The following is a 14,648-nucleotide window of genomic DNA, read 5'->3' as shown; positions in this document are numbered from 1 at the left end:
CGCTCTCGCGGACTTTGCCCCTACACCTGCTCACGCTATTTTTTCGTAAACCTTTTCTGTTTGACTATAACTACTTTTTATTGTTCGCTTTTCACTTTTTGGGGTCTTGACCACTTAGGTTTTTCACCAAGGGCAGGTATTTTAGAATCTGCTGCCTCCACTGTAGTAGGTTGCGGGTGTTTCTCAAAAGGCTTTTGGGTACGCATACCTAAGACTTCTAGCATGTGCATATCCTCCTTGATATCGGGGTTAGGAGTGGTCAGCAGTTTGTCCCCCGCAAAGATAGAGTTAGCCCCCGCAAAGAAGCACAAGGCTTGTCCTTCGCGGGACATATTCATACGTCCTGCCGAAAGGCGTACCTGAGACTGAGGCATTACGATACGGGCTGTGGCGATCATACGCACCATTTCCCAAATATCCACTGGAGGTAGCTCCTCAAGAGGTGTACCCTCGATAGGTACTAGCGCATTGATAGGCACGGACTCAGGTTGTGGGTCTAGGGTAGAGAGTGCCACGAGCATCTTAGCCCTATCCTCCAAGGCCTCACCCATACCGATAATTCCGCCACTACATACAGTGATACTTGTCTTACGTATATTTTCTATAGTCTTGAGACGGTCTTCGTAGCTACGAGTTGTTACGATTTCCTGATAATAATCCTCAGAAGTATCCAAGTTATGGTTATAGGCATAGAGTCCTGCTTCAGAGAGGCGTTTGGCCTGATTTTCGGTAAGCATACCCAGCGTACAGCACACCTCCATATCCAATTTGTTAATAGTGCGCACCATTTCCAATACCTGTTCGAACTCAGGGCCGTCCTTGACATTGCGCCAAGCTGCCCCCATGCACACACGTGAACTTCCAGAGGCTTTGGCGCGCAAGGCCTGTGCCTTCACTTGGGAGAGGCTCATCATGGGTTCTATCTCTACCTCGGTATGGTAGCGTGCCGACTGTGAGCAGTAGCAACAGTCCTCCGAGCAGCCCCCTGTCTTGACCGAAAGCAAGGTAGAAACCTGCACGGTATTAGGGTCGTGGTACTTGCGATGCACAGTGGCGGCCTCATAGAGCAAGTCCATCAAAGGCCTGTTATAGATTGCGATAATCTCCTCAGCAGTCCAGTTATGTCGTATTTCGTTCATGGTCTTTCTAATGAAATATTACAAGGGGCAAAAGTACAAAATTTAATTGTTAATTGTTAATTGTCAATTGTTAATTTAGTGGTTAGTGATTAGTGGTTAGATATCAACTTTTGAGCACTTTTTACTTTTTATCTTTTACTTTTTAGTTTTATTCGTATTTTTGCCCTCCCAAACGATTCAATAATGCAAGCCTACAAAGACCTTCTCAATCACATACTTACCCACGGACATAGCAAGGAAGACCGTACAGGGACAGGTACCATCAGTGTGTTTGGTTACCAGCTCCGCCATAACCTTCAAGAGGGATTTCCCTTGCTTACTACTAAGAAGATACACCTCAAGTCGGTGATCTATGAGCTGTTATGGTTCCTTCGGGGAGATACCAATATCCATTACCTCACCGAGCATGGGGTACGTATCTGGAACGAATGGGCAGATGAGCGGGGCGACCTTGGCCCTGTATATGGGGCACAATGGCGCAACTGGAACGGAGAGGGAATAGACCAGATTGCAGAAGTGCTCCACACCCTCAAGACCAATCCCGATAGCCGCCGTATGGTAGTTTCAGCTTGGAACCCCTCGGTGATGCCCGACACCTCGGTGTCCTTTGCCGAGAATGTGGCGCATAACAAGGCTGCACTGCCTCCTTGTCATGCCTTGTTCCAATTCTATGTCATGGATGGCCGCCTCTCCTGTCAGCTCTACCAGCGCAGTGCCGATGCCTTCTTAGGGGTGCCTTTCAATATTGCTTCCTATGCCCTACTCACCCAGATGATGGCACATGTTACGGGGTTGCAAGTAGGTGAGTTTGTACATTCCTTTGGAGACCTACACATCTATAAAAACCATCTAGAGCAAGTGGAATTGCAGCTCAGTCGGGAACCACGCCCGCTGCCCACTATGAAGCTCAACGAAGCGGTCAAAGATCTCTTCGCCTTTGACTACCCCGATTTCACCCTTGAGGGCTATGATCCCTACCCAACTATAAAAGGGAAAGTATCAGTGTAGTGACAAGTGACTAACGACAAATGTCTCATGAAAATAACAGAAAAAAGGAAACGTAAAGAAGCCCGAAAGATATTGACTCAAAAAGAGTTAGATGACTTCAGGGCTTCTTTGCCTATGGAAGAAAAGTGTTTTTTGGTGCTCTTTGATTATTTAGAAAAGGTTTTGCAGGAGTGCCCTTGTGATCACAACTTAAGGTATACTACGCATTTTCTTACAGAAAATAAGGTGTGCGATATAGAAAAAGTGATCTCTTGGCTCACCTCCCATGGGGGCTATTGTGACTGTGAGGTGCTATGTAACGTAGAGGAGCAGTTTGATTATTTAGGTCATCCCTCCAACGAAGCACCTCTTAAACTCAGTAAGTTCGAGAAAAATATTTTAGAGAAAAAAAAGAAAATCAGTGAGCTTCCATCTGACTTTGATTTCCCATTTTCCTCGGCTCCTGCTCCATGGAAGTTATCCCAAAAGGAAGCGCATGGGAAGCCGGAGTATCTACTTCAGTTAGGAAAAGGATTCAATGCTTGTATAGCAATGCTAAAACTGGATTTTCCAAAGGAGAAACTTTTGCAAGAAGGTTATTTTCTTTCTCAGTGGAAAGTCTTTACAGGTATCAAAACTCCTAAGGGTTTGGAACAAGAAATTTTGGAGGCGGGAGCTTATCAGTATACGGTTGTCAAGTCCAAGGAATATACACCTGTTATAGTTTTTGTGATTCCCAAAGAAGATAAGCGAAGTTATTTAGTCGTACAGACAGAACTTTCTCGTTATAGAAATGACCTAAAGGAAATAGAAAGACTACTAAGAGGATAAAAAAATGCCGTGAGAATTTCACGGGTGAAGAAAAATGTGTATATTTAAAGCCAGTAAATACAATTTATCAGGGCTTTTATAAAGAAAAAGGAATTCTAAAGAATATAGATTATTTTTTAGCTTCTAAAAAAGAGGATAGAATTTCCTTTGAAATAGAGTTTGTCATAACCAAAAGCATGACTTCTATAAGGTTGTTAATAGAAATTTTGTTGTAAAAAAATATACCAATTCATGAAAATACTACATATAGACAGCAATCACCCCCTTATGCTAGAACAACTCAATGAAGCGGGGTTTGAAAATGATCTAGACTACACCAGCAGTAAGGCAGAGGTGGAAGAGAAAATCGCAGGCTATGATGGTATTGTGATTCGTAGCCGCTTTCGTATTGATAAGGACTTTATAGATAAGGCTACACAGCTGAAGTTTATCGCTCGTGTGGGAGCGGGTATGGAAAACATTGATACCGAGTATGCCGAGCAGCGAGGTATTGCGCTGATTTCCTCTCCCGAAGGTAACCGCAATGCCGTGGGCAACCATACTTTGGCTTTGCTCTTGGCTTTGCTCAATAAGCTCAAGAAGGCAGATAGAGAGATTACCCGAGGGCTTTGGCTAAGGGAAGAAAACCGAGGAGTAGAACTCGATTCCCTTACCGTAGGCATCATAGGCTATGGCAATATGGGCAAGTCCTTTGCTAAGAAGTTACGCGGCTTTGACTGTAGGGTACTTTGCTATGACATCAAAGAAGGAGTGGGTGATGCTTGTGCTACCCAGGTGCCGCTGGAGGTCTTCCAAAAAGAGGTGGATGTGGTCAGCCTACACACTCCAGAGACACCACTGACCCTGAAGATGGTGGATGAGGCTTTTATAGCAGCCTTTGCTAAACCGTTTTGGCTGATTAATACCGCCAGAGGAAAGAGTGTCTGTACAGCCGATCTAGTCAAGGCACTACAAGCAGGAAAGGTGCTAGGAGCTGGTTTAGATGTGCTGGAGTACGAACAATCGTCCTTTGAAAATTTCTTTAAGGGAGTACTCCCTACGGATTTCAGCTATCTCATGGAGGCGGACAATGTGATCCTCACTCCCCATATAGCAGGCTGGACAATAGAGAGCAAGACGCTCTTGGCACAGGTGATTGTAGATAAGATCAAGGCACTGGATCGTAGCCACTCCCTCCCCAAGGGTGACAACGCATAATACGCCTTATAGCAAGCATTCCTCCCTTGAAGAGGCCGTATCGCTTAAGTGCTTCCAAGGCATAGGAAGAACATGTGGGGGTAAAGCGACAAGTAGGTGGCTTCAAGGGAGAGATGGCTATCTGATAAAAACGCACTAAAAGGACAAAGGGATAGGTGATAAGTTTTAGCATAGTTTATCGCTTTCCTCCTTTTTTGTGGTAGTGTTTCTTTCCTCCCTTTTGTGTGTGCTTGGTAGCAGGAGTTTCGTTGTTGTGGGAGGCTTCCTCTTTCTTGGCCTGGTGATCGGCTACTGGTTCTGGTGGGGAGAGGGGCTGCTCTTCAGATTTAGTAGGGGCTATTTTAGGTTTGAGAATAGCTTCTGCTTCTGCCTTGGCAGTAGCCTGCTCTTTGGTGCTAGTCTCTGGTGCTGCTTGGGGCGTCTTGGATTGTTTTTCTTTAGAGAAAATAGTATCGACCAAAATAGATTTCTCTTCTGTGTATTTTTGAGCAAAGTAACTACTGTCCTTGGTTGGCTTGGTGATGTCCTCGGTCTTTATCTGACTGAGTTTTTCATTGGCCGAAGAGCGGATGTTTTTTATTTTCTCATTAATCTCGTCCAAGGAAGGAGGGGCAGGCATATTTTTCTTTCGGTTTTCCACAAAAGGATATTCGGTAATATTCACACTTACCACAGGAGCAGGCTCCTTAAAGAAAGGGATTTCCTTGCTATCGCCCTCCTGTGGGTCTCCTGCCTCGCGGAACTCCTTGAGCATCTTAAGCCAAAGGCTGTGGATATAGTACACTCCTTTGTAAGCAGGAATGAGCAATACCCCTGTAAAGCAGCACCATAGGTACTGAATGGTTTCATTATTTCCATAGCTGTAATTCTCCACTACATACAGCATCATATATACCATACTTCCTATAATGGCCATCATCATCAGCCAAGCGAAGGTTACTAATAATAGATTTTTCATCGGTAAAACATTTAAATTGTTTAGCTTAATAATTATAAATCAGTTATTTATACAACCCCATAAGAGACCTAAGCGTCTGTTATGAGAGTAGTTTTATTCAATTGGCAAATATAATACTTTTTTTATGAAAATCAAACATTTTTTTTAGTGATTAGTGACTAGTGGTTAGTGGTCAGAGGCTAACCACTAATCACTAACTACTAATAACTGAAAAAAATATCGTATTTTTGCCCCGTAAAACCTTATGTTGTGAAGATTAATTTTTTTAAAAGTGCAGCCCTACGACAGTTTGTTTATCGTCCACGCTACTATACTGATCATGAGGAGCGTCGGGGGTTTAGTATCCCCAAGCATCAGCTCAGAGGTCATGCCATGCGTAGGCAGTGGGATCAGCTGCGCAAGCAAAAACAAGAGGTCAAAAAAAGCACCTCCTCAAGACTATTATGGCTTATTTTGGCATTATTATTGCTGGCTACCTACTACTTGTTTGATTTTGATTTGTCATTTTTATTTAAGAAATAACCAATGCCCGATATTATACGATTGTTACCTGACAATGTAGCCAACCAGATTGCTGCTGGGGAGGTCATACAGCGCCCAGCCTCGGCTGTAAAGGAACTCCTGGAGAATGCTATAGATGCGGGAGCGACCCAAATCAAGCTCTACCTGAAGGATGCGGGACGTACCTTGGTACAAGTGGTAGATAACGGGATAGGCATGTCCCCCACTGATGCGCGATTGGCCTTTGAGCGACATGCTACTTCCAAAATTCGCTCAGCCGATGATCTCTTTACGCTCCACACCAAGGGTTTCCGTGGGGAGGCCTTGGCTTCCATAGCTTCTATTGCACAGGTAGAGCTGATCACTTGCCAAGAGGGACAAGAGGTAGGTACTTCCCTAAAGATAGAGGGTAATAAGATTACCGAACAGACGCCCATGGTAGCCAGCCGCGGCACCTCTATCGCCATGAAGCATCTGTTCTTCAATGTGCCTGCACGGCGCAACTTCCTCAAGTCCGATACAGTGGAGATGCGCCATATCTTGGACGAATTCCACCGCGTGGTACTTGCTCACCCCGATTTGCAATTCTCTCTCTTCCATAACGACGTAGAGCAGTTTGCCCTACCTGCCACCACCCTTCGCAAGCGTATAGTGCAGCTCTTCGGCCAAAGACTCAATGAGCAGCTCATTCCTGTGGAGGAAAACACCGAACTGCTTAGGATACATGGCTTTATCAGCAAAGATTCCTATAAGAAGAACAAGTCCTTACAGTTCTTTATGGTCAATCAGCGTTTTATCAAGAACCGCTACCTACACCATGCGGTAGTGAGTGCCTTTGAGGGACTACTCAAAGAGGGTGAACAGCCTGAATACTTCCTTCACTTGGAGATAGACCCCAAGCATATAGATATCAATATACACCCTACGAAGACCGAAATCAAGTTTGACAACGATCAGGCCATTTATGCACTGCTCCGCTCTGCTATCAAGCACAGCTTGGGGCAGTTCCACGTGCTCCCCTCCATTGACTTTTCCTTGGACGAGCAGAACGAGGTACCTTATAGTTACAAAGACAAGGAAGCGCAAACGCCTGTCTATCACGTAGATAGAAACTTTAATCCTTTCAAGATGGATACCCCTACCCCTGAGGCGCCTAAGCAAGCGCCTACACCCTACCTCAAGGGACAACCCTCCCCCCAGTGGGAGCAACTCTATACTGGGATTCCCTCCAAGGCCAATGCTCCTACAGAGGAAGACATCACCGACCCCTTTGCCGCTTTCCAGCAGGAGAGCAGGGTACAGACGAGCTTGTATTTCCAACGGAAGTACCTAATCACCTTTTTCAAGGACAAGGTGCTATTCGTACATGTGGCACGTGCCCATCAGCGTATTCTCTATGAGCGTTTTCGCCGTACCATGCTTCAGGGGCATAGTCTAAGTCAGTCACTGCTCTTCCCTTTGGAGTTCGAATACACCCCTTCGGAGATCTTGGCCTTAGAACCCATGCTTCCAGAGCTAAGGAATGCGGGCTTTATGATAGAGATAGCGGGCAATTTGGTACGCTTCACTGGCCTACCCCCTATGATCAAGGAAAGCCAAGTACAAGGTTTTCTATATGACCTATTGGAGCGCGCCACCGAGGACATTCCCCAAGAGATCATCACTCAAGAGGAAATGCTCGCTAAGATCTTGGCTAAGAACTTAGCTATCAGAGCTGGACAAACCCTCTCAGGGGAGGAACAGGAACAATTGGTCTATGATCTGTTCACCTGCCAAGAGCCACAACTAAGCCCCTTTGGTAAAAAAACATATACTGAAATGACCGTTAGCGAATTAGAAAGCAGACTTTGATAGTGACAAGTGACTAATGACTAATGATTAACGACTAATGAAAATACACGAGAACATTTCCTTAAAACCCTATAACACCTTTGGTATAGACCAACGGGCGCCACTGCTGATAGAGGCGGAGAACGAGGCGGATATTTTGGAAGCGATCAGGCTATACCCCAACCTGAAAGTCTTGGGAGGGGGGAGCAATATACTGCTGACGCAAGCCCCTGAGGTGCCGCTGTTGCACATCACCCAAAAGGGTATCTCGGTAGCACATGAGACCGATGAGTTTGTCTGGGTACGAGCTTCAGCAGGAGAACTCTGGAGCGACTTTGTGGATTATTGTGTAGCACAAGACTACGGAGGCGTGGAGAACCTCGCCCTGATCTACGGGACAGTAGGAGCTGCCCCCGTACAGAATATAGGTGCCTATGGAGTAGAGCTAAAGGACGTTTTTGATTGTTGTGATGCTATTTGCATAAAGGAAGACCCTAAGTATATGGGAAATTTCGGTGACAAGGTCACTTTCCTCAAGAAAGGCTGTGCATTTGGTTACCGAGATTCTATCTTTAAGCAGCATAAAGATGGTTATATCATCACCTCTGTTACTCTCTGTCTTACTAAGCAAAATCACCAGTTCAAGACCCATTACGGGGATATTCGTGCTCACTTGGCTGCCCATGGCTGGGAGGAAAGTCCCCAACATATAGCCCAAGTAGTCAAAGAGATACGCCAGAGCAAGCTACCTAACCCTGCTGAGCTAGGCAATAGTGGGAGCTTCTTTAAGAATCCTGTGATTCCACGGGCACAATTTCTGGAACTACAAAAGCACTACCCCAATATACCCCACTACAGTATAGGAGATGACCAAGAGAAAATCCCTGCGGCCTACCTGATAGAGCGTTGTGATCTGAAGGGCTATCGTATAGATGCTGTAGGAGTTCATCAAGGGCAGCCTCTAGTCATGGTTAATTATGGAGGAGCCACAGGAGCGGCCATATTAGCCCTTGCCCGCTATGTACAGCAGCAGGTAAAAAAACGCTTCGATATCCTTATGGAAATGGAGGTAAATATTTGGTAAGTGCCGAATATTTCTTACCTTTGCGCAAAATTTCAGAAGATGACAGATCGCCGTCCAGCAGCACCTAAATCTGCTAAAGGGGCTCGCCCTCAAAGAGGAGAAAAACGCCCACAGACAGGGGAGAAACGCCCCTATAAAAAAGAAAACCGACAGGAGAACAAGGAAAGAACCTTTGATAATAGGAAAAAAACAACCCCTTTCAAGGAAAAACCTTTCACCCCTAAGGGGAAAAGCCATGAAGAGGATACTCCTCATACTTTCTATAGAAAGACCGCGCCTAAGAAGCCTTCTCAGGACGAGCAGAAAGGCATTAGGCTAAACAAATACATTGCCAATGCAGGAATCTGTGCGCGCCGACAAGCAGACCAATACATCATTGCCGGCAATGTAGAGGTCAATGGCAAGCCGATGACCGAACTGGGCTATCGCGTACAACCTACTGATGTGGTCAAGTTTGATGGCAAAAACATCTCAGCCGAGAAGAAAGAATATATCTTGCTCAATAAGCCCAAGGGCTTTATCACCACCACTCAGGACGAGAAAGGACGCAAGACAGTGATGGACTTGGTCTCTGGAGCTGCTCAAGGCAATATAAAACCTGTAGGTAGGCTCGACAGACTTACCACAGGCCTCCTGCTACTGACCAATGATGGCGACCTGATGAAGAAGCTCACCCACCCTTCGCATGGGGTGCGTAAGATCTACCATGTAGTCTTGGACAAGAAACTCGCCCTTGCGGACTTTCACAAAATCCAAGAGGGGCTGACCCTTGAGGACGGGTTTATCCAAGTAGATGATATAAGTTTCGTGGAAGGCGCCCCGCATAACGAATTGGGGGTAAAGATACACAGCGGCCGCAACCGTATCGTCCGCCGTATCTTCGAGTCCTTAGGCTACGCAGTAGAAAAGCTCGATAGGGTTGCCTTTGCTGGACTTACTAAAAAAGACCTCCCTCGTGGCCACTGGCGCCCCTTGACCCAACAAGAAGTGATTAACCTAAAAAACCTTAACCGATGAAAAAAACTCTCCTTATCCTTCTGCCCTTGCTGGTGATTTTTCTCTTTAGCAGCTGGGTGTATATGCGTTACTTCTTCGTCTTTGGCGAAGGAGTCAAGTCGGGTTATCTGAACTATGCCGTCTATAAGGGCGATGTGTTCAAGACCTATGAGGGCAAGCTCATTCAGGAGGGCTTCGCTAAAACCCGCACAGGTAATGGCATGCAGAGCAACGAATTTGAGTTTTCCATACAAGACAAGCGTGTATTCCAGCAATTGGAAGTCAATAGCGGTAAATACTTCGACCTCCATTACAAGGAATACCACAATGCAGTACCTTGGCGAGGCAATACCGTATATATAGTAGATAGCATCGTAAACATGCGAGAAAAATAAGCCTATGAAGACCACTCAGATATTCGGCCTACACCCTGTGATAGAAGCCATAGAGGCAGGCCGCACTATAGATAAGATTTTTGTACAAAAGGGGCTTTCGGGCACCCTTTTCGCTACCCTGACCAAGCTCATAGAGCGTCATCAGCTCTCCCACTCCTTTGTACCTGCGGAGAAGCTCAATCGGCTGACTCGTGGGAATCACCAGGGCGTAGTGGCACTGCTTTCCCCTGTGGAGTTTGTCCCCTTGGAGGAGCTAGTGCTTTCCACTATAGAAAGCGGTAAGACACCACTGTTTTTGATTCTTGACCATCTGAGCGATGTGCGCAATGTAGGCGCTATCATTCGTACGGCTGAGTGTACAGGCGTCAGTGGGATTATTCTCCCCAAGCAAGGCAGTGCGGCTGTAGGAGAGGACATGGTCAAGACCTCCGCTGGGGCAATCTTCAATATACCTCTGTGCAAAGTGGATAACCTGATTGACACCATCTACTACCTACAAGGCAGTGGTATCAAGGTAATCGGTGCTACCGAGAAAGCCCCTACCCTACTCTACGAGCTATCCCTTACCGAGCCTTTGGCTATTGTCATGGGTGCTGAGGATACAGGTATCAGCAAGGGAGTGCTCAAGGTCTTAGACCAGCGTGCTAAGCTCCCCTTGCAGGGAGAGACCTCTTCTCTGAACGTCTCTGTCGCTTGTGGGGCATTCTTGTATGAAGTGGTAAGACAGCGGATAGTGACCAATGACCAATGACAAGTGACTAATGACAAGTGACTAATGACTAATGATAAAAATGTCAAGTAAATACTTGACAAAATTACTATCTTTGCCCTTGTAAACAAGCTCTTTATGAGAATAAACAACTAATAATTAAACCCTATACTTGTATAGATAAAAATAATAGAAATCTATTGTTATGAGAGAAAAATGTCGTACCTTTGCACCAGAAAACAAAGGGGAAATAAATTGTTTTTCATATATTAGATTTTGTGGTTAGAATTGGTAAAAGAGGGCGCAAGCTCTCTTTTATTTTTTTGTATTAGGGCGATTAGGAATATAGGGCTATGCCCTTATAAAAGGCAAGATTTTAGATTTATCTAAAAAATATTTTTTAGTTCAAAAAAAATATGTAATTTTGCCCCACAATAATGAAAAGTGAAGAGTGAAAAATGAAAAGAGGTTTGGCGCTATCTAAACCTCTAAACAACTAAAAACTCAAAACTCAAAACTAAACATGATTTCTTCAATTATTAATTATTTAAGTAGTATCAATCCTGTATTGGCAGCCCTATATGCGACCCTTTTTACTTGGGGGGTTACAGCCTTGGGTGCCGCCTTGGTTTTCTTTTTCAAGAGTAGCAACAAGCTTGTGATGGACGGTATGCTGGGCTTCACGGGAGGCGTGATGGTGGCTGCCAGTATATGGAGCTTGCTGATTCCCGCCATTGATATGAGTGAGGGCGAACGCTTTGTCAAAGTACTTCCTGCTGTGATAGGCTTCTTAGGTGGTTCCCTCTTTATCTATACTTTGGATAGAATACTGCCACACTTTCACCCCAATTTCAAGCAAACCGAAGGGGTAAAATCCTCTTGGCAGCGCACTACCCTCTTGATCTTGGCCATCACCTTACACAATATCCCTGAGGGCTTAGCTGTAGGGGTGCTCTTCGGTGGGGTAGCCGCAGGCATACCCGAAGCCTCTATTGCAGGGGCAGTAACACTGGCCATAGGAATAGGGTTGCAAAACTTTCCAGAAGGTGTAGCCGTATCCATGCCACTAAGGCGTATGGGGCTGAGCCGCTGGAAAAGCTTTTTTTATGGACAGCTCTCGGCCATAGTAGAGCCTATAGCAGGTGTCTTGGGTGCCTTTGCGGTGGTCTTCTTTACCCCTATACTTCCTTATGCCTTGGCCTTTGCCGCTGGGGCAATGATCTATGTCGTTGTGGAAGAGACTATTCCTGAATCCCAACAAAGTCGCAATACCGATGTCTCCACTATCGGCTTTCTTATCGGTTTTGTGGTAATGATGGTTATGGATGTTGCTTTGGGATAAATAAACATTTTCTTTACCTTTGCAACGAAAAAATGCTATGGCATTTTAGTTATAGTTGCCCACTTGCACAAGCAGTAAGATAGGCACTTAAAAAGCGAGAAATAAGCCCCTTCCTTTTACGTGAAGGGGCTTGCTTTTTGTGGAAACTTTCTCTTTATATTCCTTGTATATAAGAGAGAAAAACACTATATTTGCGTTTTCTAAAAAATGCACACATGTCTTTGACTGCAATCTCTCCCATTGACGGGCGCTATGCCTCCAAAACCAGTGCCCTACAGGCTTATTTCTCCGAACAAGCCCTGATTCAGTACCGCCTAAGGGTGGAAATAGAATATTTTATTGCACTCTGCAAGCTGCCGCTGCCGCAGCTCAAAGGGGTAGATCAGAGCATCTTCCCTGCCCTTAGTGCCATCTATACCGATTTTACTCAAGCTGATGCGCTTGCTATCAAAGAAATAGAACGCACTACCAACCACGATGTCAAGGCGGTGGAATACTTCCTCAAACAGCAGTTTGACCGCTTAGGCCTCTCGGCTTATAAGGAGTTTATCCACTTTGGGCTGACCTCACAGGACATCAACAATACGGCTGTTCCCCTCTCTATCAAGGAGGCCGTAGCTCAAGTATATCTGCCTGATTTAGAAACCCTCACACAAAAGATAGAAGCCCTTGCCACTGAGTGGAAAGCCATTCCTATGCTAGCTCGTACCCATGGCCAACCGGCCTCTCCTACGCGCTTGGGTAAGGAGTTGAAAGTCTTTGCCGTACGCCTCAGGGAGCAAATGGCTTATTTCTCTTCCATCAAGTATGCGGCTAAGTTTGGCGGGGCTACAGGCAACTACAACGCTCATAAGGTAGCCTATCCTGACATCTGTTGGCGAGACTTTGGTAAGTTCTTTGTAGAGGAAGTCTTAGGCTTATACCACTCCTTCCCTACCACTCAGATAGAGCACTACGACCATATGGCGGCTCTTTTTGACCTGATGAAGCGTATCAATACCATACTAATAGACTTCAACAGAGATATATGGACGTATATCTCCATGGACTATTTCAAGCAGCGTATCAAAGCAGGCGAAGTAGGCTCTTCAGCTATGCCTCATAAGGTCAATCCGATTGACTTTGAAAACTCCGAGGGTAACCTCGGAATAGCCAATGCCCTCTTGGAACATCTGGCAGCAAAACTACCTATCTCCCGCCTCCAGCGTGACCTTACCGATAGTACCGTACTGCGCAATGTAGGGGTACCCTTCGCCCATACCCTCATCGCTATCGCCTCTACCCTCAAGGGCTTAGACAAACTCATTCTCAACGAGAGCAAACTCCAAGCCGACCTTGACGATAACTGGGCGGTGGTGGCCGAGGCTATACAAACAATCCTACGCCGTGAGGGCTATCCAAACCCCTATGAAGCACTCAAGGGGCTGACACGTACCAACGAGAAAATCAACCAGCAGACCCTACACGCCTTTATTGATACTCTTGAGGTAAGCGATGCGCTCAAGACAACGCTCAAGAGCATTACCCCTGCCAACTATATAGGGGAAGAGGAATAGGCCATGAAAGAAGAAGATATCATCGCCCTGCTGGCCTTGCAACATACACCCAATGTAGGAGATATCACCGCAAAGAAACTCATTGCCCATTGTGGAAGTCCTGCGGCTATCTACCAGGAGAAAAAACACAAGATTGCCCATATAGGCCGTATCGGCAATGTCATTCTCCAGCACCTTTTTGACCCTGCACATCGTGAGGCTGCCGAGAAAGAATGGCGCTATATCCAAGACAACCATATCCGCTACCATACTTTCTTTGATAGTGATTACCCTGCGAACCTCAAGCAAATCATTGATGCGCCTATCCTTTTTTTCTCCCGCGGGAATATAGATTGGGCTAATAAAAAGATCATCAGTATTGTAGGCACCCGACAGGCTACCAGCTATGGCATAGCTTTCTGTGAGAAATTCGTAGAGGAGTTGGCGCACTTTCAGGATTTGGTGGTAGTCAGTGGCTTTGCCTATGGAATAGATATCACCGCCCATAGGGCGGCCATTCGCCACGGAGTACAGACTATAGCTTGCTTGGCACATGGTTTGGATACACTCTACCCTGCCTCTCATAAGCGGTATGCGGCGGAGGTAGAAGCCAAAGGAGGTTTTGTTACCGAGTTCTGGCACCAAAGCAAGTTTGACCGCAAGAACTTCATCGGGCGCAATCGTATCATTGCAGGTCTGGCCGACGCTACTATAGTCGTGGAGTCGGCTCTTAAGGGAGGAAGCCTTGTAACGGCCGATATGGCCTTCTCCTACGACCGAGAAGTCTTTGCCATACCAGGCCGCGCGGATGACCTCTATAGCCAAGGCTGTAACCGACTGATTAAGACCGACAAGGCGCGGCTAATCACCTCCGCCGCTGACCTTATCTATTATATGGGGTGGGAGGTAGCCCAGAGTGCCCCCAAAGTCATCACCCCACAACTTTTTGTAGAGCTTACCCCAGAGGAGCAGACGGTGGTGGATTTTCTTCAGGCACAAGGCAAGCAAACCTTAGACGATCTGGCCAAGGGCTGTGTGCTCCCTGTATATAAGCTCTCCAACCTACTTTTCCAACTGGAGATGAAGGGGGTGGTAAGACCTCTGCCTGGAAAACAGTTTGTCATTTGTTAATTTGCCCATTGAC

General features: G+C 46.0%; 15 protein-coding genes. 12 read left to right on the top strand and 3 right to left on the bottom strand.

All coding sequences use genetic code 11. The annotated features are described in order from the left end of the window. Positions 1-77: 77 nt before the first annotated feature. Positions 78-1,139 (bottom strand): biotin synthase BioB, encoded by a 1,062-nt coding sequence (bioB, locus tag HMPREF1154_RS10785; RefSeq protein WP_016419961.1) that lies wholly within the window; start codon positions 1,137-1,139, stop codon positions 78-80. A gap of 183 nt (positions 1,140-1,322) precedes the next feature. Here bioB and HMPREF1154_RS10780 point away from each other — a divergent pair, with 183 nt between their 5' ends. From HMPREF1154_RS10780 to HMPREF1154_RS10770, 3 genes are all read left to right on the top strand, one after another. After that, positions 1,323-2,147: a thymidylate synthase gene (locus HMPREF1154_RS10780; RefSeq protein WP_009642627.1), complete on the top strand. Its 825-nt coding sequence runs from the start codon at positions 1,323-1,325 to the stop codon at positions 2,145-2,147. Between the two features lie 27 nt (positions 2,148-2,174). Then, positions 2,175-2,957 (top strand): DUF2695 domain-containing protein, encoded by a 783-nt coding sequence (locus HMPREF1154_RS10775; protein WP_009642605.1) that lies wholly within the window; start codon positions 2,175-2,177, stop codon positions 2,955-2,957. A gap of 231 nt (positions 2,958-3,188) precedes the next feature. Continuing rightward, a complete protein-coding gene (locus HMPREF1154_RS10770) occupies positions 3,189-4,154 on the top strand; it encodes a 2-hydroxyacid dehydrogenase (protein WP_009642621.1) in 966 nt (321 codons plus the stop codon). Here the strand turns inward: HMPREF1154_RS10770 and yidD are convergent. Next, positions 4,105-4,326: a membrane protein insertion efficiency factor YidD gene (gene yidD, locus HMPREF1154_RS13220; protein ID WP_009642598.1), complete on the bottom strand. Its 222-nt coding sequence runs from the start codon at positions 4,324-4,326 to the stop codon at positions 4,105-4,107. The two genes, HMPREF1154_RS10770 and yidD, sit on opposite strands and share 50 nt — an antisense overlap. A gap of 3 nt (positions 4,327-4,329) precedes the next feature. Continuing rightward, complete coding sequence (locus tag HMPREF1154_RS10765) at positions 4,330-5,112, bottom strand: hypothetical protein (protein WP_009642606.1); 783 nt, start codon at positions 5,110-5,112, stop codon at positions 4,330-4,332. 249 nt (positions 5,113-5,361) lie between these two features. On the opposite strand from HMPREF1154_RS10765, the gene HMPREF1154_RS10760 reads away from it, so the two are divergent. The 9 genes from HMPREF1154_RS10760 to dprA all read left to right on the top strand — a co-directional run bounded on the left by HMPREF1154_RS10760 (position 5,362) and on the right by dprA (position 14,635). Further along, positions 5,362-5,634, top strand: coding sequence for a hypothetical protein (locus HMPREF1154_RS10760; protein ID WP_009642608.1), 273 nt, complete (start codon positions 5,362-5,364; stop codon positions 5,632-5,634). Between the two features lie 3 nt (positions 5,635-5,637). After that, positions 5,638-7,464 carry a DNA mismatch repair endonuclease MutL gene (mutL, locus tag HMPREF1154_RS10755; protein WP_009642620.1) on the top strand — a complete coding sequence of 609 codons (1,827 nt, stop codon included), beginning with the start codon at positions 5,638-5,640 and terminating at the stop codon, positions 7,462-7,464. Positions 7,465-7,501: 37 nt separating this feature from the next. Further along, a complete protein-coding gene (gene murB / locus HMPREF1154_RS10750; protein ID WP_009642631.1) occupies positions 7,502-8,527 on the top strand; it encodes a UDP-N-acetylmuramate dehydrogenase in 1,026 nt (341 codons plus the stop codon). Between the two features lie 39 nt (positions 8,528-8,566). Further along, positions 8,567-9,544, top strand: a complete 978-nt coding sequence (locus HMPREF1154_RS10745) for a pseudouridine synthase (protein WP_009642628.1) — start codon at positions 8,567-8,569, stop codon at positions 9,542-9,544. Continuing rightward, complete coding sequence (locus HMPREF1154_RS10740) at positions 9,541-9,918, top strand: hypothetical protein (protein WP_009642604.1); 378 nt, start codon at positions 9,541-9,543, stop codon at positions 9,916-9,918. Before HMPREF1154_RS10745 ends, HMPREF1154_RS10740 begins: the two co-directional genes overlap by 4 nt. 4 nt (positions 9,919-9,922) lie before the next feature. Then, entirely contained in the window at positions 9,923-10,669 is a 747-nt protein-coding gene (gene rlmB / locus HMPREF1154_RS10735; RefSeq protein ID WP_009642613.1) for a 23S rRNA (guanosine(2251)-2'-O)-methyltransferase RlmB, read from the top strand. Between the two features lie 481 nt (positions 10,670-11,150). Then, positions 11,151-11,969: a ZIP family metal transporter gene (locus HMPREF1154_RS10730; RefSeq protein WP_009642623.1), complete on the top strand. Its 819-nt coding sequence runs from the start codon at positions 11,151-11,153 to the stop codon at positions 11,967-11,969. Positions 11,970-12,184: 215 nt separating this feature from the next. After that, positions 12,185-13,525 carry an adenylosuccinate lyase gene (gene purB / locus HMPREF1154_RS10725; RefSeq protein ID WP_009642599.1) on the top strand — a complete coding sequence of 447 codons (1,341 nt, stop codon included), beginning with the start codon at positions 12,185-12,187 and terminating at the stop codon, positions 13,523-13,525. 3 nt (positions 13,526-13,528) lie between these two features. Further along, entirely contained in the window at positions 13,529-14,635 is a 1,107-nt protein-coding gene (dprA, locus tag HMPREF1154_RS10720) for a DNA-processing protein DprA (RefSeq protein ID WP_009642600.1), read from the top strand. Positions 14,636-14,648 lie beyond the last annotated feature (13 nt).

The sequence above is a fragment of the Capnocytophaga sp. CM59 genome (assembly GCF_000293175.1).
GTDB lineage: Bacteria > Bacteroidota > Bacteroidia > Flavobacteriales > Flavobacteriaceae > Capnocytophaga > Capnocytophaga granulosa.
The sequence above is the reverse complement of the archived record's forward strand: the minus strand, read 5'-3'. Positions and strand labels throughout refer to the sequence as shown.